General features: G+C 59.0%; 22 protein-coding genes. 9 read left to right on the top strand and 13 right to left on the bottom strand.

From position 1 onward, the window contains the following. The first annotated feature begins 1 nt into the window (after position 1). Complete coding sequence (locus FW796_RS09385; protein ID WP_404937442.1) at positions 2-484, top strand: GreA/GreB family elongation factor; 483 nt, start codon at positions 2-4, stop codon at positions 482-484. Between the two features lie 6 nt (positions 485-490). Here the strand turns inward: FW796_RS09385 and cysB are convergent, their stop codons facing one another. The 5 genes from cysB to FW796_RS09360 form a co-directional block, all read right to left on the bottom strand. Then, positions 491-1,465, bottom strand: a complete 975-nt coding sequence (gene cysB, locus FW796_RS09380; protein WP_102860894.1) for an HTH-type transcriptional regulator CysB — start codon at positions 1,463-1,465, stop codon at positions 491-493. A gap of 111 nt (positions 1,466-1,576) precedes the next feature. Continuing rightward, entirely contained in the window at positions 1,577-2,077 is a 501-nt protein-coding gene (locus tag FW796_RS09375) for a universal stress protein (protein ID WP_102860893.1), read from the bottom strand. 95 nt (positions 2,078-2,172) lie between these two features. Beyond that, entirely contained in the window at positions 2,173-3,078 is a 906-nt protein-coding gene (locus tag FW796_RS09370; protein WP_346632170.1) for a 5'-nucleotidase, read from the bottom strand. Between the two features lie 25 nt (positions 3,079-3,103). Beyond that, positions 3,104-4,060: a putative 2-dehydropantoate 2-reductase gene (locus tag FW796_RS09365; RefSeq protein WP_346632171.1), complete on the bottom strand. Its 957-nt coding sequence runs from the start codon at positions 4,058-4,060 to the stop codon at positions 3,104-3,106. Next, complete coding sequence (locus FW796_RS09360; protein ID WP_346632172.1) at positions 4,060-4,446, bottom strand: thioredoxin; 387 nt, start codon at positions 4,444-4,446, stop codon at positions 4,060-4,062. Before FW796_RS09360 ends, FW796_RS09365 begins: the two co-directional genes overlap by 1 nt. On the opposite strand from FW796_RS09360, the gene FW796_RS09355 reads away from it, so the two are divergent. Both FW796_RS09355 and FW796_RS09350 read left to right on the top strand, forming a co-directional pair. Then, positions 4,445-4,879 carry a PilZ domain-containing protein gene (locus FW796_RS09355; RefSeq protein WP_102860889.1) on the top strand — a complete coding sequence of 145 codons (435 nt, stop codon included), beginning with the start codon at positions 4,445-4,447 and terminating at the stop codon, positions 4,877-4,879. The two genes, FW796_RS09360 and FW796_RS09355, sit on opposite strands and share 2 nt — an antisense overlap. Before the next feature lie 140 nt (positions 4,880-5,019). Continuing rightward, positions 5,020-6,096, top strand: coding sequence for a 3-deoxy-7-phosphoheptulonate synthase (locus FW796_RS09350; protein WP_016967428.1), 1,077 nt, complete (start codon positions 5,020-5,022; stop codon positions 6,094-6,096). A 60-nt stretch (positions 6,097-6,156) separates the two neighbouring features. Here FW796_RS09350 and FW796_RS09345 read toward each other — a convergent pair whose 3' ends face one another. After that, a complete protein-coding gene (locus tag FW796_RS09345) occupies positions 6,157-6,438 on the bottom strand; it encodes a GNAT family N-acetyltransferase (RefSeq protein WP_011062548.1) in 282 nt (93 codons plus the stop codon). A gap of 645 nt (positions 6,439-7,083) precedes the next feature. On the opposite strand from FW796_RS09345, the gene oprI reads away from it, so the two are divergent. Next, a complete protein-coding gene (gene oprI / locus FW796_RS09340; RefSeq protein WP_003448337.1) occupies positions 7,084-7,335 on the top strand; it encodes an outer membrane lipoprotei OprI in 252 nt (83 codons plus the stop codon). Positions 7,336-7,462: 127 nt separating this feature from the next. Here oprI and FW796_RS09335 read toward each other — a convergent pair whose 3' ends face one another. The 3 genes from FW796_RS09335 to FW796_RS09325 form a co-directional block, all read right to left on the bottom strand. Continuing rightward, the gene (locus FW796_RS09335) at positions 7,463-8,437 is read right to left on the bottom strand and encodes a L,D-transpeptidase family protein (protein ID WP_404937443.1); all 975 of its coding nucleotides are present in this window, start codon (positions 8,435-8,437) and stop codon (positions 7,463-7,465) included. Between the two features lie 134 nt (positions 8,438-8,571). After that, positions 8,572-8,865, bottom strand: coding sequence for a hypothetical protein (locus FW796_RS09330; protein WP_007931378.1), 294 nt, complete (start codon positions 8,863-8,865; stop codon positions 8,572-8,574). A gap of 56 nt (positions 8,866-8,921) precedes the next feature. Next, on the bottom strand, positions 8,922-9,527 hold the full coding sequence (locus tag FW796_RS09325) for an arylesterase (RefSeq protein ID WP_346632174.1): 606 nt from the start codon (positions 9,525-9,527) through the stop codon (positions 8,922-8,924). A 10-nt stretch (positions 9,528-9,537) separates the two neighbouring features. On the opposite strand from FW796_RS09325, the gene FW796_RS09320 reads away from it, so the two are divergent. Both FW796_RS09320 and FW796_RS09315 read left to right on the top strand, forming a co-directional pair. Further along, a complete protein-coding gene (locus FW796_RS09320) occupies positions 9,538-10,221 on the top strand; it encodes an ABC transporter ATP-binding protein (protein ID WP_102860886.1) in 684 nt (227 codons plus the stop codon). Beyond that, positions 10,221-12,725 (top strand): ABC transporter permease, encoded by a 2,505-nt coding sequence (locus FW796_RS09315; protein ID WP_404937444.1) that lies wholly within the window; start codon positions 10,221-10,223, stop codon positions 12,723-12,725. Before FW796_RS09320 ends, FW796_RS09315 begins: the two co-directional genes overlap by 1 nt. A 33-nt stretch (positions 12,726-12,758) precedes the next feature. Here the strand turns inward: FW796_RS09315 and greB are convergent, their stop codons facing one another. Then, positions 12,759-13,232: a transcription elongation factor GreB gene (gene greB, locus FW796_RS09310; protein WP_346632176.1), complete on the bottom strand. Its 474-nt coding sequence runs from the start codon at positions 13,230-13,232 to the stop codon at positions 12,759-12,761. 300 nt (positions 13,233-13,532) lie between these two features. Here greB and FW796_RS09305 point away from each other — a divergent pair, with 300 nt between their 5' ends. Continuing rightward, positions 13,533-14,162: a response regulator transcription factor gene (locus FW796_RS09305; protein ID WP_317069484.1), complete on the top strand. Its 630-nt coding sequence runs from the start codon at positions 13,533-13,535 to the stop codon at positions 14,160-14,162. A 145-nt stretch (positions 14,163-14,307) separates the two neighbouring features. Here the strand turns inward: FW796_RS09305 and FW796_RS09300 are convergent, their stop codons facing one another. The 3 genes from FW796_RS09300 to FW796_RS09290 form a co-directional block, all read right to left on the bottom strand. Continuing rightward, complete coding sequence (locus tag FW796_RS09300; protein ID WP_346632177.1) at positions 14,308-14,616, bottom strand: class I SAM-dependent methyltransferase; 309 nt, start codon at positions 14,614-14,616, stop codon at positions 14,308-14,310. Positions 14,617-14,914: 298 nt separating this feature from the next. Continuing rightward, a complete protein-coding gene (locus FW796_RS09295) occupies positions 14,915-15,349 on the bottom strand; it encodes a DoxX family protein (RefSeq protein ID WP_346632178.1) in 435 nt (144 codons plus the stop codon). A 102-nt stretch (positions 15,350-15,451) separates the two neighbouring features. Then, positions 15,452-16,873, bottom strand: a complete 1,422-nt coding sequence (locus tag FW796_RS09290) for a transglycosylase SLT domain-containing protein (protein WP_346632179.1) — start codon at positions 16,871-16,873, stop codon at positions 15,452-15,454. Positions 16,874-17,108: 235 nt separating this feature from the next. Between FW796_RS09290 and FW796_RS09285 the strand changes: the two genes are divergently transcribed. Beyond that, on the top strand, positions 17,109-17,915 hold the full coding sequence (locus tag FW796_RS09285) for a TatD family hydrolase (RefSeq protein WP_346632180.1): 807 nt from the start codon (positions 17,109-17,111) through the stop codon (positions 17,913-17,915). Between the two features lie 85 nt (positions 17,916-18,000). Continuing rightward, a complete protein-coding gene (locus FW796_RS09280) occupies positions 18,001-19,482 on the top strand; it encodes a methyl-accepting chemotaxis protein (protein ID WP_446439269.1) in 1,482 nt (493 codons plus the stop codon). Positions 19,483-19,527: the final 45 nt, after the last annotated feature.

The raw sequence follows: 19,527 nt of genomic DNA, 5'->3' as shown, positions 1-19,527 counted from the left end.
CATGAATAAACAGTCTGTCTGCCAATTGATTCTGCAACAGCTCCGAGAGGATCTGGAGGTCGCGGTGCGCGCTGCGCAAACCGCCTACGAAACCGCCACTCACGAAGAGAATATCGCCGAGAACAAGTACGACACCCTGGGACTGGAAGCCTCCTACCTGGCGGCCGGCCAGGCTCGGCGGGTCGAGGAAATCCGTCAGGCACTGAATCTCTGGCAGAACCTGACTCTGCGATCCTACGACCCACAGGCCGGGATTCAGGTCGGTGCGTTGCTGGGACTAGAGGATGAAAACGGCCACGAACAATGGCTGTTTCTCGGCCCCGATGGGGCTGGCCTGAAAGTCTATGTGGTGGGTCAGCTGGTGACCGTCATCACCCCGCGGTCACCGCTGGGCAAGAGCCTGATGGGCAAGTTCGAGGGCGACGAGGTGGAGATCGTGGTGGCGGGCGCTCGGCAACAGTTCACTGTCACCGAGGTCCGCTAGCTGAAATCAGTGAACCGGCAGTTCGACGCCGTCGAACAGTTCTTCCAGTTCCTGCTTGTTATGGCATTGAATCGCCTTGGCCATGACTTCGCGCGTCAGGTGCGGGGCAAACTTCTCGATGAAGTCGCACATGAAGCCGCGCAGGAATGTACCGCGACGGAAACCGATCTTGGTGATGCTCGACTCGAACAGCTCGCTGGCGTCCAGTACCACCAGGTCATTGTCGAGCTTGGTATCGACCGCCATCTTGGCGACGATACCCACCCCCAGCCCCAGGCGCACATAGGTCTTGATCACGTCGGCGTCAGCGGCGGTGAACACCACTTTTGGCGTCAGGCCACGATGGCTGAAGGCTTCATCGAGCTTGGAGCGGCCGGTGAAACCAAACACGTAGGTAACGATGGGGTATTCGGCCAGGGTTTCCAGGGTCAGCTTCGGCAGCTTGGTCAGTGGGTGGCCCTGAGGCACGACCACGCAACGGTTCCAGCGATAGCACGGCATCATCACCAGATCACCGAACAGCTCCAGAGCCTCGGTGGCGATGGCAAAATCCACGGTGCCGTCAGCGGCCATTTCAGCGATCTGCATCGGCGAGCCCTGGTGCATGTGCAGCGCCACATCGGGGTATTGCTTGATGAAGCTGCTGATCACTGGCGGCAGGGCGTAACGTGCCTGGGTGTGGGTGGTAGCGATGGACAGGGTGCCCTTCTTCTCGTTGGAGAACTCCTGGGCGATCTGCTTGATGCTTTCGACCTTGCGCAGGATCTCGCCGGCGGTGGTGATGATCCGCTCACCGGCCGGGGTCACGCGGGTCAGATGCTTGCCGCTGCGAGCGAAGACCTCAACCCCAAGCTCGTCTTCGAGCAGACGGATCTGCTTGCTGATACCCGGTTGTGAGGTGTAAAGGCTTTGGGCGGTAGCGGAGACGTTGAGGTCGTGGTGCGCCACTTCCCAGATGTAGCGCAATTGTTGAAGCTTCATATGAATCCCTCAAAGCAGGTAGACGCCACGGGTATCAGCGACGGTATATAACTATATTAATGGTCAGGAGAATAAATCTAGAACTTTTATTCAGAATTTTCCATTCCGCCCTCAGACATCCCCCTGACGCCGACGCTGCACCAGAGGCACCAGATAAACCGGCACTTTGGCCAGTTGCAAAACCCGTGCTGCCGTACGCCCCAAAGGGGTTTGCGCACCGCCCCCGTGGCTGTGACTTCCTACGATCAGCAAATCCACCGAGAGTTTCGCCGCCTGATCCAGAATCACCTGGGATGGGTCCCCTTGAAGCACTCGCACCGACTGGATCAAGGTCAGGTCCTGCATGCCCTCCCCCAACTCCTCGCGAAAACTGTCCAGCACCCGCTGCTCGATATTGGCCATTACCGTGCTCAAGCCCTGGCGGTGAAACTCGTTCAAGGACTGCTCATCCAGATAGCTCTGCAACACCGATTCGGCAAATAGCCCCATGGGTTCCACTGCGTGCACTACATGTAAGTCGGCATTGAACGTTCGAGCCAGCTCCAGGGCATGCTGCATGACAAAGGGCGCATACAGACCGAGGTCGGTGGCATACAGCATCGAACGAATCATATGACCTCCTCAACTGCCAAGATGGCGGAGATTGATTCAGCTTAGCAGTGCCTGGAACTGTGGGAGGTTCGACGCAAAACCGGGGATTTTAGGGCTCAATCCCTGGCTTCGTTGCTGATGCCGTGGGGCACGTGACCGGTGGCAACCACTTCGCGGGCCAACTCGCAGTGCCCCGCCTGGTCGTCGAAAAAAACATCGGCGGCAAAGGCTTCAAGAAAGGCGGCTTTCTCCAGGCCGCCCAGGAACAAGGACTCGTCCAGACGAATGTCCCACTCGCGCAAAGTGCGGATCACCCGCTCATGGGCCGGCGCCGAACGCGCAGTGACCAAGGCTGTGCGAATCGGGCAGGCATCGTTGGGAAACTCGCCCTGAAGCAGATTGAGTGCCGCTAGAAATCCCTTGAACGGGCCGCCCGGCAATGGTTCCCGGGCCGATTGCTGCTCACTGGCCTGAAAGGCCTCCAGGCCACCGGCTTGATAGACCCGCTCCGAATCATCGGAAAACAGCACAGCGTCACCGTCGAAGGCGATGCGCAACTCGCCATTGGCGGCACGCCGAGCACCGCCGGAGAGGATGGTCGCGGCAGCAAACCCAGCCTCCAGAGCACTGCGTACGTCGTCGGCATGGGTAGAGAGAAACAGATCGCTGCCAAAGGCCGCCAGATAAGGATAGGGACTGCGACCGCCGACGAACGCCGCACGAGAAATACCCAGACCGTAATGCTGGATCGAGTTGAACACCCGTAGACCGGTGTCGGCACTGTTGCGTGAAACCAGCACCACCTCGACCCGCGCACGCCCCAGACTGGCATTGAAACTGAGCAGCTTCTTCACCAGGGGGAAGGCATCGCCCGGCTCGAGGATCTCCTCCTCGTGTTCGATCTGGTACTGCCTGTAAGCCTCGACACCCTGGGCCAGATAGACCTTATGACTGTCGCTCAGATCGAATAGCGCCCGTGACGAAATCGCCACCACCAGCTTGCCATCCAGGCCCTTTGCCATATTCCGTCCCCTTCAGGTAATCCGCTCAAGCGTGATGCCGATCGATGAAACTCAAGGCCTGGTACAACGCCTGGATTTTCGGCAGCTCACAGCCAGCGGCCCTGGCTGCCGCCAAAGGTGCGGCATAAATGGCTGCCAACTCCAGAGGGCGCTGGTGCAGGAAATCATGGTACATGCTCGGCCAGTAATCGGGCATGTGCTCGGTGGACTTGAACAGTTGCTGAGCGTAGGCATCTGGAATGACATGGCCACAAGCCGCAGCCCCCTGCAGCACTTCCTGCATGAGGTCCTGAATCAACTCGCGACTGTCCGGATCGGCCATCAGCGGCGTAGTACTGGCCTTGAGCAGCACCGACAGACCGTTGTAAGGCACATTCCACACCAGCTTCTGCCAACGCGCCTGATGCAGGTTGCCCATGGCCTGGGAATCAAGCCCGGCTGCACGAAACAACGCCGCCCCTTCTTCGACAATAGTCTGGCTCAACGCCGGATCAGCGCTTGCCGGACCACTGTGGTAGCCCAAATTGACCGCACCGAGAGCCTGGTGCTCAATCTGGCCGGGACCCGCCCGATGAACACAGATAAAGCACAAGCCACCCAATAGATGCAGCGACTCAGGAAGCACGGCGCGCAGGCCATCTTCAACGTCCAGGCCGTTCTGCAGTAACAGAACCTTGGCATCAGGCGCCGCCGCTTGAATGATCGCCGGCGCCAACTGGACATTGCTGGTGGTCTTGGCCCCCACCAGCAGCCAATCACAAGGCGGCATCTCCTCAGCGCTGGCGTACGCCTGAACCGGTTTCAGGCTCAACGCCCCGTGCTGAGCGCTGTTGACCTGCAGCCCCTGCTCCACCACCGTCGAGAACTCGCTGCGTAATAGAAAGTGCACGTCGAAACCGGCGCGTGCCAGCATCACCCCGTAAAAACCTCCGATCGCTCCGGTCCCGATAATGCCCACACGCGGTTTACGACCTGCATCCATCAAGGCAACTCCTCTGGTATTCGATTAAGCGCCTGACGCAGGCCCTCAGAGAGCTCCTTGTACGTCAGCCGCGACTGCAACGCCCCATAAAACTCACCGTCGCTCACCACGAACAGGGCCGGCAGGTGAAACACCTGATAGCGCTCCACCGCGCCTCCGCTGTCAGCGGCATCGACCCAGCACAACCGATCGACCGGCAAGCCCAGCCCCGGCAGTTGCGCCCGCGCCCAACGGCAACTGGAGCAGCCGACGCTGGTGAAAAGCACCAGGGAAACGCCGTCCAGGCCCAGCAATTGCTGGTCGATATCGAAGTCTGTCAGTTCCAATTCGACCACTATACTGGGGGAAACAATGTCAATTGGACGACACTCGGAGTCTGCGGTCATGGGACGTTTTTTGCCTCATCCTGATGATGTTCCGGTTGAGCTGACCCTGCGTAAATACGCCTGCATTTCCCGTCAGCGTTTGCACACTATCAGCCTCGGTGGCATGGCGTGCAATTACCACCGTGCCTGGCGCCACGGCACCGCACTTGAAGTGTATATGCCGACGCTGGGGGAAAATGCGCGCTACAACGGCTATGTCGCCTGGTGCCTGAAGCGCAAGCGCGGCTACCTGGTGGGCATCGCTTTCGTCGATGAACAAACGCTGTTCGGCGCCCGCATGGGCGAACAGGTGTGCCAGATCGCCCGATACTGCCGCCTGCATGAACCTCAGAGCGAACAACAATGCATCGAGGCCCTGGCTCTGAATTGGGTCGAGCAGCACGCAGAGGACTATTCCGAGGACCGCGTGCACCAGGCTTTTGTACAGCCTTAGCCCAATAAAACCGCCGCCAGCCCATTGTAGAGTCACCGGGTAACGCGCTAAGGTTCCGCTCCCCGACGCGCCCAAATCCGCTGTGCTCCGCCGCGCGGGGATCGCTGGCGGCCGGCACCCGTGACCTGACGAGTAACACGATGGCTGATTTACCGATCAACGACCTTAACGTCGCCTCCAACGAGACCCTGATCACCCCTGATCAACTCAAACGAGACATCCCGCTGAGCGACACCGCCTTGCGCACCGTGACCAAGGGTCGCGAAGTGATTCGCAACATCCTCGACGGCACTGATCACCGTCTGTTCATCGTCATTGGGCCCTGCTCAATCCACGACATCAAGGCAGCACACGAGTACGCCGAACGTCTCAAGGCCTTAGCAGCGGAAGTCTCCGACACTCTCTATCTGGTAATGCGGGTGTACTTCGAGAAACCCCGTACTACTGTCGGCTGGAAAGGCCTGATCAACGACCCTTACCTGGATGACTCGTTCAAGATTCAGGACGGTTTGCATATCGGGCGGCAACTGTTGCTGGACCTGGCTGAAATGGGCCTTCCTACCGCCACTGAAGCCCTTGACCCGATCTCCCCGCAATATCTGCAAGACCTGATCAGTTGGTCGGCCATCGGTGCCCGCACCACCGAATCCCAGACCCACCGGGAAATGGCTTCCGGCCTGTCGTCGGCCGTGGGCTTCAAGAATGGCACCGACGGTGGCCTCACCGTGGCGATCAACGCGCTGCAATCGGTATCCAGCCCGCATCGTTTCCTGGGGATCAACCCACAAGGCGGCGTATCGATCGTCACCACCAAAGGCAATGCCTACGGCCACGTGGTGCTGCGTGGTGGCAATGGCAAGCCGAACTATGACTCGGTGAGTGTCGCTGTCTGCGAGCAAGCCCTGAGCAAGGCCAAGATCAAGCCGAACATCATGATCGACTGCAGCCATGCCAACTCCAACAAGGATCCGGCGCTGCAACCTCTGGTCATGGAGAACGTCGCCAACCAGATATTGGAAGGCAACCAGTCGATCATCGGCCTGATGGTGGAAAGTCATCTGAACTGGGGTTGCCAGGCGATTCCCAAGGACCTGTCGGACCTGCAGTACGGCGTATCGATTACCGACGCCTGCATCGACTGGGAAAGCACCGAGAAAACCCTGCGCAGCATGCACGCCAAGCTCAAGGACGTACTGCCAAAACGCGATCGCAGCTGATCCTTTTCGCCAGATACAAAAACGCCGGGCCAAGCCCGGCGTTTTTCATGGTCGCCCCGATCAGAGCTTTGCGGCGTGACGCTGATGGCGTTCCATGTAGCGTTCTACATAAGAGCAGGATGGAATCACTGTGTAGCCCATACGCTCGGCATACTCCAGCGCCTGCTCAGTCAGTGCCGCGGCAATGCCGCGCCCACGCAATGCGTTGGGCACGAAGGTGCGGTAGATATCCAGGGTTTGCTTACCCAGGTCCATATAGGTCAGGTAGGCACGATGACCGTCCACATTGGTCTCGAACTGATGACCAGCCTGGTCATGGTGGATGGACAACGCCTCGCTCATCACTACTCCTTGCGGGTCTGGAATGCTGACCCCTACCTTACCGATGTTTTTCCGGCGAAGGAACAACTTACGCCACCTCGTGCCTGTCGGACGCCGCGAAGAAGGCATCGCTCTTACATCACGAGCACGTTACAAAATAGTAGGCGCCCTTGGCATAAATGCTCAAGCCATACTCGTCACAGATCAGCGCAAAATGCCCTCAGCAAGCCTTGCAGAAACCACCGTCAGGCCCAGTGCAAAAATGCGTTGAGGCTATACATCGCCGGATGCTGAAACTTAAGACGAGCGCCGCCTCTTAAAGTCACCGGCAAGATGGGCAAAGATAGGTCAAGGCTAGGCAGATTCTGAAGAAAAGTGCCATCGACACAATATAGACCGACTTTAGCCTAGACTCCGAAACAGCGCATGGAAAAGTCCAAGACCAATGCTGGCAAACAACCAGCCCCCTCTGACAGAGCCTTGCCGCTGAATATTTTTTATACAACCGCTTCAAAAGTTGCTCGAAAAAGAATCACCGCCTAGAATTTTTTTTGCTTCTTGCGCTACGTCAGTTTACTTACTACAAGTAATGGGTAGTATGTACGCCGGCTATTTCCTCACTCTGAGGTGATAGCTACTAATAGAAAGTCCTTGAAGGGGAACACGATGAACAACGTTCTGAAATTCTCTGCTCTGGCTCTGGCCGCAGTTCTGGCTACCGGTTGCAGCAGCGTATCCAAAGAAACCGAAGCTCGTCTGACTGCTACTGAAGACGCAGCAGCTCGTGCTCAGGCTCGTGCAGACGAAGCCTATCGTAAAGCTGATGAAGCTCTGGCTGCTGCTCAAAAAGCACAACAGACTGCTGACGAAGCTAACGAGCGCGCTCTGCGTATGCTGGAAAAAGCTAGCCGCAAGTAATAGTCCCTCGGGATTGTTATCAAGCCGATCCATTTTTTGGATCGGCTTTTTTATTGCCTGGGATTTTCCACAGGCAATAAAAAACCCGTCGATACCGGCAGGTATCAACGGGTTGTTGTTCTATCCCTTACTGCTGCAGATCGAACGGAGCGCTGGACAACGATGTTGCAGGCGCCGTGGTCGGTATTGCGATCTCCACTGGCAAGCCATCTTCGGCCGCCACTACATCCCTGACCACATCCCAGTTCATGCGCAGGTTGTTGGCCAGATCTTCGCGCTTGAGCAAGGCATTGATCACCGCAGTGTGCTTGTCGACCACTGAAGGATTACCCTTGTCATCCAAAGGTGTATGCGCCTCCAGATAGACTTTGCCATCGCTGATACCGAACTTGTACGGATCGTTGATGATACGCACGGAAGTTCCTACCGGAACCATGCCGGCCATTTCCAGCACGTTGTTGTTGAGCATGCGGAAACAGCCATGGCTGGTGCGCATGCCGATGCCGAACTTCTTGTTCGAACCGTGGATCAGGTAACCGGGCGTACCCAGGGTGAACTTGAACGGCCCGAGCGGGTTGTCCGGCCCTGCCGGCACGACGCTCGGCAGCGGATCACCGTCCGCAGCATGTTCGGCTCGGATTGACGCCGGCGGAGTCCAGGTTGGATTCGGGGTTTTCGCAGTAATGCTGGTATGCGCGATCGGCGAGCCCCAGCCCTCACGTCCAATGCCCAACGGGAAGGTGTAAACCACATTCCGCCCCTTGGGGAAGTAGTAAAGACGATACTCCGCCAGGTTGATCACAATGCCCTCACGGGGCCCGGGGGGCAGGATGAAACGGGTGGGCAGGATGACCTCGGTGCCCGCACCGGGCAACCAGGGGTCGACTCCCGGGTTGGCCGCCACCATCTCCAGATACCCCAGGTCATAAGCAGTACCCAGGTCGGCGAAGGTGTCTTCGTACTTGGCCTTGATCACCTGCACCTGGCCGACGATGTCGTCACCGGGCGGTGGTAGAGGCAATTCCAATGCTGCAACGGGACCGACCACACACAATGCGGCAAGTGTCAGGCAGCGGGTGACGGCGGGGAGGCGCGGCAACATCCGGATAATCCTTCGCATGAACAACGAGTGATAGAAACGCGATTGTACACCCCGCCCTCTGGCTGCGGGAGCCAAGCGGGAGACACAAGCACAGACACATGAAATCCCTGTCGAAACGGTCCGCTATCGACCGCCTACAGCTCGAAGCGCAACTCAGGCCAGATCGGCGGGGTGCCACGCTTTTGCGACTCCAGGATTGCCCGACACAAAGGGCAGAGTCGCTGATCCTGGAAAATCGTCCGATCCACACTCGACCAGCGCGGCTGCGCGGGCAACAAAGTGCCGCACAACGTCCGGTCGGCGGAACCGCCCAACTCCAGCTGACGCGTCACCAGATGCACTCGAACTTCCTGGCAGGCGAACAGGTCAAGCTGTTCATCAGGCTCGATCAGTTGATAGGCAAACAGGGACCAGGCGGGACGCGGCATCGAGGGCTCCAAATCGGGGGCGCCACATTAGCCGAAACACTGCCGCTAGAAAAGCGTCAAAGCAGCGGTTTTAGCGTCGGCCAGACATTTTCCAGCAACTTGTCCTGAGCCGCTGCTGCAGGGTGCAGACCGTCTGCCTGCATCAGCTCGGGATGACCACCGACCCCATCAAGAAAAAACGGCACCAGCGCCACCTTCTTGTCACTGGCCAACTGGCTATAAACCTGGGCGAACGCCTGTGTGTAGCGCACACCATAGTTGGGCGGCAATTGCATGCCCAACAGCAGCACCTTGGCTCCACCGGCCTGGGCACTGTCGATCATCGACGCAAGATTTTGTTGCAATTGCTGAGGCGGCTGACCGCGCAGGCCATCGTTGCCGCCCAACTCGAGGATCACCACCTCAGGCTTATGCTCTGCAAGCAGCGCCGGCAGCCGCGCCAGGCCACCGGCACTGGTGTCGCCACTGACCGAGGCGTTGACCACTTTGTCGGTGAAACCCTGGTCCTTGAGCCGCTTATCCAACAGAGCCACCCACCCTTCGCGGGTATCCAGGCCGAAAGCCGCACTGATACTATCGCCCACGATCAGGACCGTACCCGCCGCTGCGTTCTGGGCCATGCACATCAAGGCCAGGCCGGCACTCAAAAACCATACACGCATCGGATTCTCCATGGGCGCAAGCATTCTCACTGCGCGGAACCTTAGCAAAGTGGTTCCCAGCGCGGAAGGTGAACTGACCATCCTTCATGAACTCAGTCTGGAGCTGAACCAGGGCGACAGTCTGGCCATAGTCGGCGCCTCAGGGTCTGGAAAATCCACACTGCTCGGTTTGCTGGCGGGACTCGACCTGCCCAGTAGTGGTGAGGTCACCCTCGCCGGCCAAGCCTTGAGTCGCCTGGATGAAGATCAGCGGGCACGGGTCAGGGCCGAGCACGTTGGGTTCGTGTTTCAATCCTTCCAGTTGCTCGACAGCCTCAACGCCCTGGAAAACGTCATGCTCCCTCTGGAGCTGGATGGCCGCCGCGACGCCCGTGAGCGCGCCACCGAGCTGCTGCGACGGGTCGGCCTCGGCCAGCGCCTGAGCCACTCGCCCCGCCAGCTTTCCGGCGGTGAGCAACAACGAGTGGCCATCGCCCGGGCCTTTGCCGCCGAACCCGACGTGCTGTTTGCCGACGAACCTACCGGCAACCTCGACAGCCACACCGGTGAACGCATCAGCGACCTGCTGTTCGAGCTCAACAAGGAGAGCGGCACGACCCTGGTGCTGGTGACCCATGATGAACGCCTGGCCCATCGTTGCCGGCGCCTGATCCGTCTTGAAGCGGGCTTGCTGGTCGCCCCTCTGGAGCCTTGATGGCACGTCTGCCGCTGTTGCGCCTGTTCAGCCTCGCCCTGCGTCAGCTGTTGCGCGATGCCCGCGCCGGGGAGTTAAGGGTGCTGTTCTTTGCCATGCTGGTGGCTGTGGCGGCAAGCACCGCCATTGGTTATTTCGGTGCCCGCCTGAACGGAGCCATGCTGCTGCGGGCTACTGAATTCCTCGGGGCTGACCTGCTTCTGGAGGGCAGCTCGCCGGCACGCCCGGAACAGACCGACAGCGGGCGGGCACTGGGACTCGATCATGCGCGCATCGTCGAATTCTCCAGCGTTATCGCCACCGACAATGGTATTCAACTGTCGAGTATCAAGGCAGTGGACAGTGCCTACCCACTACGCGGCCAGCTCAAGAGTGCGCCAGCGCCCTACGGCGTTGAAGAGCCCGGAGGAGGTCCAAAGGCCGGCGAAGCCTGGGTCGAATCACGCCTGCTGACCGCGCTGAATCTGAAGATCGGCGACAGCATCGACGTCGGTACGCAGCCCCTGCGCCTGGCGCGGGTCCTGACCTATGAGCCCGACCGAGCCGGCAACTTCTATAGCCTGACGCCTAGAGTGCTGATCAGCCTGGATGACCTGCAAGCCACTGGCGTCGTTCAGCCGGGCAGCCGGGTCAGCTACAAGGAGCTCTGGCGCGGCCCGGCGCCGGCTCTTGAGAGCTATCGCCAACTGATCAAGCCGGGCCTGGCGGCCAACCAGCGACTACAGGATGCCCGCGATGGCAACCAGCAGATTGGGGGGGCCTTGGGCAAGGCTGAGCGTTACCTGAACATGGCTAGTCTGGTGGCCGTGTTGCTATCCGGGGTCGCCGTCGCCCTATCGGCCAATCGTTTCGCAGCCCGGCGCTTCGATGCCAGCGCATTGCTACGCTGCCTCGGCCTATCGCGGCGGGAAACCATGCTGCTGTTCAGCGTGCAATTGGGACTTCTGGGGCTCCTGGCCAGCCTCTGCGGCGCACTGCTGGGGTGGTTGGCCCAACTTGGCCTGTTCTATCTGCTGCATGACCTGCTGCCCAGCGATGTGCCTCCAGGAGGCCTGTTCCCGGCCATCGCCGGCATCGGCACCGGGCTGGTAGCCCTGGCAGGGTTTGCCCTACCCCCTCTGGCCGCCTTGGGGCGGGTCCCGCCACTTCGAGTGTTACGCCGTGACCTGCTGCCCATTCCTTCCAGTACCTGGATGATCTACGGCACCGCACTTTTTGCCCTGGGCCTGATCATGTGGCGCCTGAGCCTGGATCTGATCCTGACCTTTGCCCTGCTCGGCGGCGGCCTGATAGCGGCGCTGGTACTGGGCGGGTTACTGCTTTTGGTGCTGCAAAGCCTGCGGCGCCTGCTGGCCCGTTCTTCCCTGCCCTGGCGACTGGGGCTTGGCCAGTTGCTGCGGCATCCCTTGGCGGCGGCCGGACAGTCCCTGGCCTTTGGACTGATTCTGCTGTCCATGGCACTGATCGCCCTGCTGCGGGGCGAACTGCTGGATACCTGGCAGAACCAGTTGCCGAAGAATGCCCCCAATTACTTTGCACTGAATATCCTTCCCGCCGAAAAACAGGCTTTTAGCGAACGCCTGGTACAACTTTCTGCCCCTTCAGCGCCGCTGTATCCGGTAGTTCCAGGACGCCTGGTGAGCATCAACGGTGAGCCTGTAAGGGAGATTGTCAGTAAGGACTCCAGTGGCGACCGTGCGGTACAGCGCGACCTGAGCCTGACCTGGGCCGCCGACCTGCCGGCCGGCAACCGCATCACCGAAGGCGACTGGTGGTCAGCGCAGCCCGCCGGTGATGTGCCCGGCGTATCGGTAGAGGCCAAGGTTGCACAAAGCCTGAAACTGAAACTGGGAGACCAACTGACCTTCACCGTCGCGGGCGTTAATCGGGAAGCCCGGGTTACCAGCCTGCGCAGCATCAACTGGGACAACTTCCAACCGAACTTCTTCATGATCTTCCAGCCAGGCACCCTGAAAGACCTGCCTGCCACCTATCTGACCAGCTTTTATCTAAGTCCGGGACACGACCAGCAGGTCATCGAGCTATCCAGGGCCTTTCCAGCGGTGACCATTCTTCAAGTGGAGGCCTTGCTGGAGCAACTGCGTAGCATCCTGGCCCAGGTCACTCTGGCGGTGGAGTATGTATTGCTGTTTGTCCTGGCGGCGGGAATGGCAGTGCTGTTTTCCGGCCTGCAGGCCACATTGGACGAGCGCATTCGCCAAGGCGCGCTGTTACGCGCCCTCGGTGCCGAGAGGCGGTTGCTGGTCAAGGCACGGCGGATCGAATTCGGTCTTCTAGGTGCAGTCAGCGGCCTGCTGGCGGCCCTGGGTAGCGAATTGGTCAGCCTGGTGCTTTACCGGTTCGCCTTCGACCTGCCCTGGCACCCACATCCCTGGCTGTTGCTGCTGCCGCTGATCGGTGCCCTGCTGGTGGGCGGGGCCGGCGTTTTTGGTACCCGCCGGGCGTTGAACGCCAGCCCATTGAGCGTCCTGCGCGAAGGATGAAGAGCAACAGCTCGCCAGTACAGGCTGGCGAGCCTACTTCACATAGTCGATCTGATTGATCCACCAGCAGGTCTCGCCTGCCGGGGTATGGACGATGGCCTCATCACCCACTTCCTTCTTCAACAGCGCCCTGGCCATTGGCGAGTCGATGGAAATGTAGTCCTTGCGCAGATAAATCTCGTCGTATCCGACGATACGAAAGCGCTTGATCTCCTCAGCCTCGTTTTCCACCTCCACCCAGGCACCAAAGAACACCCGCCCCTCTTGCTCTGGCGCGTAGGAAACCACCTTCATGTCTTCCAGCCGCTTGCGTATGTAACGCACCCGGCGATCAATCTCCCGCAAGAGTTTTTTGTTGTACTGATAGTCCGCGTTCTCACTGCGGTCACCCAGTGAAGCGGCCCAAGTGACCTTCTGGGTGATATCCGGGCGTTTCTCCCGCCACAGATAATCCAACTCCTGCTTCAGAGCGTCGTAACCATCCTGTGTGATGAGCTTGGTACTCAATTGGCTTGTCACCTTCCAGCCTTGTACATGCTGTTCTGTTTTTGAATGAACCAATGCACTCGGCCTGTCGTGGGAGGCTGTTGCGCCCCCCTCAACCAGCCCGGCAGCACTATCAGATTTGTCCGATTTAGATTTCAGAGAGGTCAGCCAATCATAGGGCCAAACAGCTGGGGCTTACGTCACAAGACACACTTCAAGCATCAGTGTTTGCACCCAGCGCACAGTACAACGTGAAACCTACTTATCCAAAGCACCCGCCAACACTGACCAACACCTCTAAAAACAAAGGGAACGCACTAAATGGGCAACATCATTATCGTCGATGACCACCCTCTGATTCGACTGGCCATCAGGTCGGTGCTGGAACCCCACCATCACACCATCGTCGCCGAAGCCGACAACGGTGCGGACGCAGTGCAACTGGTGCGAAAGCACATGCCGGACCTGTTGATCCTCGACCTGGGTATACCCAACCTGGACGGCTTTTCGGTCATCGCCCATATCAAGTCCGCGGACCTGCTTGTAAAAACCCTGGTCCTGACTTCCAGTGATTCGAAGAACTTCGCCCTGCGCTGCCTGCAAGCTGGAGCAGCGGGTTTTCTGTGCAAGACCGAAAACCTTCACGAACTGGCCAATGCAGTTAAAGCCATTCTGTCCGGGTACAGCTACTTTCCGGAAGACACCATCAATATCCTGCAGCAGAACACCAATGCCGCCAGCCAGGAAAGCGTGTTGATCTCGCGCCTGACCGATCGCGAGATCACGGTCCTGAAGCTCCTGGCCACCGGCCTCAACAACCAGCAGATTGCCGACGCTCTGTTGATCAGCCACAAGACCGTCAGTACCTACAAGGTTCGCTTGCTCAAGCGCTTCAACATTTCCAACCTCGTGGCGCTGGCCGACCTGGCAAAACGTAACGCCGTAGTTTGAACACCAAACCGTTGTCGCTTCATTAATAACCGGCCGTAGCTGCAACTGGGAACTTCCCAATCAGTGCCTGTGTAGGTGGAGTCACGATCTGAATACGGCGCAGTTCAGCAGCAGACTGTACAGCGCCGTCGGAACCGCTCTGCAACTAGCGGCGAATGATCAGCCCTTGACGGGCGACACGGGTCAGTTGCTTGATGACTTCAGCGGCATCCGCTGCACTGGGGGCCGGAATGACCGCCAGATCAAAGCTGTCGCTGGCAAAACGCGCCAATGACTCGCCCTCTTCGACAAACTGAATCAAAAAGGCAGACGGGCCCGGGGAACGCCGTGGCCAGCCGTCGAGATAACGCAACAATGTAGGTTGGTGTTTGCCGCCAAGAAGGATTTTCGGGTTGCGCTGGGAAAGACTCGCCGTGATCGGCGCAAGACGTACAAGGGGGCGTGGTGCATTCATCGTATTGTGTCTCTGCCTCAAGTTTCTGCCGGGCAGGTGAGAGGCAACACCGAACCAGCGCTTTAGCGGTATTTCGAAGCCAGACTATAGCTTCTATCAGTGATCTTTCGACTCACTTGGCGCCCCGCAAGTAGCTGTTTAAATCGGCGCATAGGCAGCATCCTAGAGAAGCCGACAGGTCAGTGTCAAGATTTCCCAGCAACGAAAAAGGCCTGCATTGGCAGGCCTTGAAAATTTTCCTGGCAGTTGATCCAGAGCCTCCGGAGACCGCCTTGGCAGATGAATCAAGCCCATCAGGTCACTTGGTTATTGCTGCATCCACAGACAACTTGCCAGCCCCTTCGAACAGGACCGCGACAGTACCGCCCAGCAGAGCCAGGGCGAACTCATAACCGTTATTGGCCATGAACAAACCGTTGCCGATATGCACCGAGAAGATCGCCACCAGCAAGGTGAAGGACAAGCCCAAGGCTGCCGGACGCGCAAGCAGACCAATCACCAGCGCCAAGCCAGCGAAGAACTCGGTACCACCTGCCAACAACGCCATCAGATAGCCAGGAGCCAGGCCTATGCTTTCCATCCACTGAGCCGTTCCCGCCAGACCACCACCCCCGAACCAGCCAAAGAGTTTCTGCGAACCGTGGGCCGCAAAGATGATGCCGACGAAGATCCGTAAAACGGTCAAGCCGTAACCGGCGCGAGTACTCAGTAGGTTTTTGATCAGTGTGCTCATGTTCTGTAGTCCTGTGTAAGGTGGGGAAGTTGGTCGCCATATTAATCAGCTTTTATCATGTTAAAAGCGCAAAAAACCCAAGATAAAAATCAGTTTTTTCGATCATTTTCGAGACACAACTTTTCGTTCCGGAGGCTCCAGAGAGTCTCGCTCGCGGTCAAACGCCAGATAGTATTTATTGACGCTATTAACATAGCTGACCGCGCCCATGCCCACCTGCTCCATGGCAATACGCTCAACCTGGAAGAACCATTGATTGGGATTCAATCCGCGGCGCCGGGCCTCGCTGCGCATTCCCTGTACCCGTTCCGGGCCCATATTGTAGGCCGCCAGGACGAACGCCATACGCTCGCGCTCGTTGAGCTTGGGGCTGGCGAAGAACTTGCGGCGGATCATCGCCAGGTACTTGGCCCCGGCCTGAACATTGTTGTCCAGCGACTGGATATTGTTGACCCCGACCCGCTGCGCCGCCGAAGGGGTGATCTGCATCAGTCCGGTTGGGCCGCTGCCGCTCCTGGCGTTGGGCTGCAACGCCGACTCCTTGAAGGCCAGGGCCGCCAGATTCAGCCAGTCCATACCCTGCTCCCCTGCATGCTTCTGCAGCACCGGCCGAAGCTTTTCCAGGCGCTGTCGATCGGCACGAGCCAGGGGGTAATGCACCTGGTATTGGCGGCGGTAGATGCGCAGGAAGGCTACATCCTGGTCCGCCGGGGTTTTATAGGTCTTGAGGAAACGATCGATGCTTGCCCGCAACATCGAGGCATCGCGCCGAACAAACCAATGCTCCTCTCCCGGTTCACTGATCTTCAATTGCTTGTCAAAACGCAACTTGGGCAGGATCTTGCTCCAACGCTCGGCAATCGGCTGCTCGACAATGGTCAGGTGAAAGATCCCGCCCTGGACCATTTCCAGCACATCCTCCACCGCCAGACTGGGGTCCACCCACTCGACCTTGATCGGCGCCAGCTTATGCAGTGCCAGTTTCTGATTGATCTGGCTCACCGCGTCCCCGGCGGCGCTGCCGGTGGTCAGGGTCAAGGTCTTGCCGGACAACTGTTCGATACGCGTATAACGACGCTCGCCCTTGATCCCCACCAACAGTAAGGGAACATTGCTGACGATCGGGTCGCTGGAACTGACCGCATGCCCTGGCTGGGCCTCCAACAATTCCCCGGGTGCTACCAGGTCCCCTTCTCCTCGCTGCAAGGCGCCCAGCAGTTGATCCTTGGCTTTGGGGATGATCTTGAGGCTGATTTCCTGGCCGTCACGGGCATGGCCGTTGAGATACTGCTCGAACGAGCGCAGACGATGGTACTCGACGCCAATGGCCTGGCCCTGGACTTCACCGGAACTATTGCGGCTCTGATTGACCAGTACCCGCAGCACACGACTGCTGCGGATCTCCGCCAGGTCGCGGACCTTTCCCGCAGTCTGGGTTTCCGACGGCCCGGCCAAGCGCGCCACGGCCGGCATTGGCAGCAACAACGTCAGGCACAGCGCGAGCAATATCGAGGGTCGGGTCATCCGTTCTCCGCAAAGAATACTGTTCAACCCTTCGTCGTTTTTTGAAGAATTGATCGACAGAAACAGAGCGCCATGAGCACTGGCAGGGTGCGAAAGACAAGCGCAATGACAGCAAAAAGCCTGGACATCACGTTCTTCCGGCAGCAAAAGACAGCGTTAACTCGTTGTAGTTCTTGGTTTTTCTTATAAATCTACAGCTCTGATATGCTTTCCGGCCGCAGGCGGAGATAGCACCATGCAACTCATCGATATCGGCGTCAACCTGACCAATCCCTGTTTTGCCGAAAAACACCAAGCTGTTCTCGATCGTGCTTATGAGGCTGGGGTCTGCCAATTAATCCTGACCGGAACCAGCGTCGAAGGCAGCGAACAGGCCCTGGAACTGTGCCAGCAACTGGACAGCAACGGGCAGCGGCTGTTCGCTACCGCGGGCCTGCACCCTCACTCTGCCAGTGACTGGAATACCGACAGCTCCCGGCGTCTGCGTGCACTGCTCAGCGAGCCACGGGTACGTGCAGTGGGCGAATGCGGACTGGACTTCAATCGCGATTTCTCCCCCCGCCCACAACAGGAAAAAGTCCTGGAAGAACACTTGGCCCTGGCGGCCGAGCTGCAACTGCCGGTGTTCCTCCACGAGCGCGACGCCAATCAGCGTCTGCTGGATATCCTGCGGGACTTTCGTGACCGTTTGCCAGCAGCCGTGGTGCATTGCTTCACCGGTGAACAACGGGCGCTGTTCAGTTACCTTGATCTTGACCTGCACATCGGCATTACCGGCTGGATCTGCGACGAACGCCGGGGCACCCACCTGCACCCACTGGTGCGCAACATCCCCCGCGGGCGTCTGATGCTGGAAAGCGATGCCCCCTATCTGCTGCCGCGCAGCCTGCGTCCAAAACCGAAGAACGGCCGTAACGAACCGGCCTACCTGACTGAAGTATTGAGGGAAGTGGCACTGCACCGGGAAGAGACCCCGACAGACCTGGCCAACCACAGCACCGCCTGCTCCAGAGCTTTCTTCCGCTTGCCAGAGATTGCTTGACTCATATCAAGATTTTTCCGAGATCATGGCGGCACAATACTGGCACCTTGCCAATACTGTTTCGCTCAATCAGAGAAGACCTTCTATGGGTGCCTGGCTTAGCAATATCTCGTTGAAATACAAATTCTGGGCGGTCAATGCGGTCGCCTTTGTGACCACCTTGTTATTGGTGCTGTACGCCGTGCAACTGGAGCAGCAGGCACGTAGCCAGACCGCCCAAGCCGCCGCCCATAGCCAGGCCCTGCTGCTCAATGCCTGGCCTGCAGGACAGCCCCTGCCCACCGATGAACACCTACTGACTTTCTCCCAGGGACAGACGCCCAGTTTCAACGACCAGACGTTGCCCGAGCTGAACGGCGCCAACGGCTGGATCGAGATCAACCACATGCCGCTGTTCGGTGCCAACCCGTTGCTGGGCGCCGAAGTCGTCCATCGCGCCGACGGCCAGCAGGTCGCAGTACTGGCCCATGCTCCAAGCCTGGCCCAGGTTTTCAGCGACCGCTTCACCAACTATGCGGTGGCCGTATTCATCCTGATGTTCGCCATGCTCTGCGCCTCGCAGTTGCTGATTCGCTTTCTCCTCAGCCAGCTCAATACCCTCAAAGACGTCATGCTGCATGTTGAGAAGACCGGCGACCTGTCTGCCCGCGTACCGCTGTCCTGTAAGGACGAAGTGGGCCAGATGGCCAGCGCCTTCAACGCCATGCAGGCCGGTTATCAACGGGTGGTGAATACTGTGGCCAATACCGCTCGCCAGTTGGATCAGGGCGCCGCGCGCCTGGCCTCGAGCATGAATGATGTACGCCACGGCATGCTCGGCCAGCAGAGCGAAACCGATCAGGCCGCCACTGCCATCAACGAGATGTCCGCCACCGTCTACCACATTGCCCAGCATGCGGGTGCCACTCGGGACCTGTCGCAAACCGCAGACGCCCTGGCAGGCACCGGCCATGAAGTGGTCGGCCGAGTGCAAAAATCCATAGCCGGGCTGTCCAGTGGCGTGCAGCAAACCGCCGAGATGATTCAGAAACTCGCCGAGGACAGCCAGAAGATCAACGGCGTGGTCAACGTCATCCACAGCATCGCCGAACAAACCAACCTGCTGGCGCTCAACGCTGCCATCGAAGCCGCCCGAGCCGGTGAAATGGGCCGCGGCTTTGCCGTGGTGGCAGATGAAGTACGCAACCTGGCCAAGCGCGTACAGGCTTCCACCGACGAAATCACCGGCATGGTATCCGCCCTGCAAGCCGGCACCCGCGATGCGGTGGACTTCATGCAGGAAAGCTCGTTCAAGGCCGACGACTGCGTGCAGCAGGCACAGGAAGCCGGGGCGGCACTGGCGGAAATTACCGGTGCGGTGGCACAGATGCGCGAAAGCAACACTCAGATCGCCGTCGCCGCAGAACAACAGAGCCAGGTGGCCGAAGAAATGAACCGAGCGGTGGTCAGCATTCGCGATGTCACCGAAAACACCGTGCAACAGACCGTTGCTTCCGCCACCACCAGCAGTGAACTGGCGACCCTGGCCGGCGAATTGAGCAAGGCCATCGGCCAGTTGAAACTCTGATCCGGCAGGATAAGCGACCGCCCCATCGCAACCACTTGCCCCCCA

The organism is Pseudomonas sp. 910_21 (genome assembly GCF_052850735.1).
The sequence above is the reverse complement of the archived record's forward strand: the minus strand, read 5'-3'. Positions and strand labels throughout refer to the sequence as shown.

What these genes read in the sequence shown, in the direction of transcription:
- oprI (WP_003448337.1), top strand. Translation starts at nt 7,084, where the DNA reads ATGAACAACGTTCTGAAATTCTCTGCTCTGGCTCTGGCCGCAGTTCTG.
- cysB (WP_102860894.1), bottom strand. Translation starts at nt 1,465, where the DNA reads ATGAAGCTTCAACAATTGCGCTACATCTGGGAAGTGGCGCACCACGAC.
- FW796_RS09330 (WP_007931378.1), bottom strand. Translation starts at nt 8,865, where the DNA reads ATGCCGCGTCCCGCCTGGTCCCTGTTTGCCTATCAACTGATCGAGCCT.
- FW796_RS09335 (WP_404937443.1), bottom strand. Translation starts at nt 8,437, where the DNA reads ATGTTGCCGCGCCTCCCCGCCGTCACCCGCTGCCTGACACTTGCCGCA.
- FW796_RS09280 (WP_446439269.1), top strand. Translation starts at nt 18,001, where the DNA reads ATGGGTGCCTGGCTTAGCAATATCTCGTTGAAATACAAATTCTGGGCG.
- FW796_RS09315 (WP_404937444.1), top strand. Translation starts at nt 10,221, where the DNA reads ATGGCACGTCTGCCGCTGTTGCGCCTGTTCAGCCTCGCCCTGCGTCAG.
- FW796_RS09370 (WP_346632170.1), bottom strand. Translation starts at nt 3,078, where the DNA reads ATGGCAAAGGGCCTGGATGGCAAGCTGGTGGTGGCGATTTCGTCACGG.
- FW796_RS09305 (WP_317069484.1), top strand. Translation starts at nt 13,533, where the DNA reads ATGGGCAACATCATTATCGTCGATGACCACCCTCTGATTCGACTGGCC.
- FW796_RS09285 (WP_346632180.1), top strand. Translation starts at nt 17,109, where the DNA reads ATGCAACTCATCGATATCGGCGTCAACCTGACCAATCCCTGTTTTGCC.
- FW796_RS09360 (WP_346632172.1), bottom strand. Translation starts at nt 4,446, where the DNA reads ATGACCGCAGACTCCGAGTGTCGTCCAATTGACATTGTTTCCCCCAGT.
- FW796_RS09350 (WP_016967428.1), top strand. Translation starts at nt 5,020, where the DNA reads ATGGCTGATTTACCGATCAACGACCTTAACGTCGCCTCCAACGAGACC.
- FW796_RS09375 (WP_102860893.1), bottom strand. Translation starts at nt 2,077, where the DNA reads ATGATTCGTTCGATGCTGTATGCCACCGACCTCGGTCTGTATGCGCCC.
- FW796_RS09320 (WP_102860886.1), top strand. Translation starts at nt 9,538, where the DNA reads ATGGGCGCAAGCATTCTCACTGCGCGGAACCTTAGCAAAGTGGTTCCC.
- FW796_RS09345 (WP_011062548.1), bottom strand. Translation starts at nt 6,438, where the DNA reads ATGAGCGAGGCGTTGTCCATCCACCATGACCAGGCTGGTCATCAGTTC.
- FW796_RS09355 (WP_102860889.1), top strand. Translation starts at nt 4,445, where the DNA reads ATGGGACGTTTTTTGCCTCATCCTGATGATGTTCCGGTTGAGCTGACC.
- FW796_RS09295 (WP_346632178.1), bottom strand. Translation starts at nt 15,349, where the DNA reads ATGAGCACACTGATCAAAAACCTACTGAGTACTCGCGCCGGTTACGGC.
- FW796_RS09325 (WP_346632174.1), bottom strand. Translation starts at nt 9,527, where the DNA reads ATGCGTGTATGGTTTTTGAGTGCCGGCCTGGCCTTGATGTGCATGGCC.
- FW796_RS09290 (WP_346632179.1), bottom strand. Translation starts at nt 16,873, where the DNA reads ATGACCCGACCCTCGATATTGCTCGCGCTGTGCCTGACGTTGTTGCTG.
- FW796_RS09300 (WP_346632177.1), bottom strand. Translation starts at nt 14,616, where the DNA reads ATGAATGCACCACGCCCCCTTGTACGTCTTGCGCCGATCACGGCGAGT.
- FW796_RS09385 (WP_404937442.1), top strand. Translation starts at nt 2, where the DNA reads ATGAATAAACAGTCTGTCTGCCAATTGATTCTGCAACAGCTCCGAGAG.
- FW796_RS09365 (WP_346632171.1), bottom strand. Translation starts at nt 4,060, where the DNA reads ATGGATGCAGGTCGTAAACCGCGTGTGGGCATTATCGGGACCGGAGCG.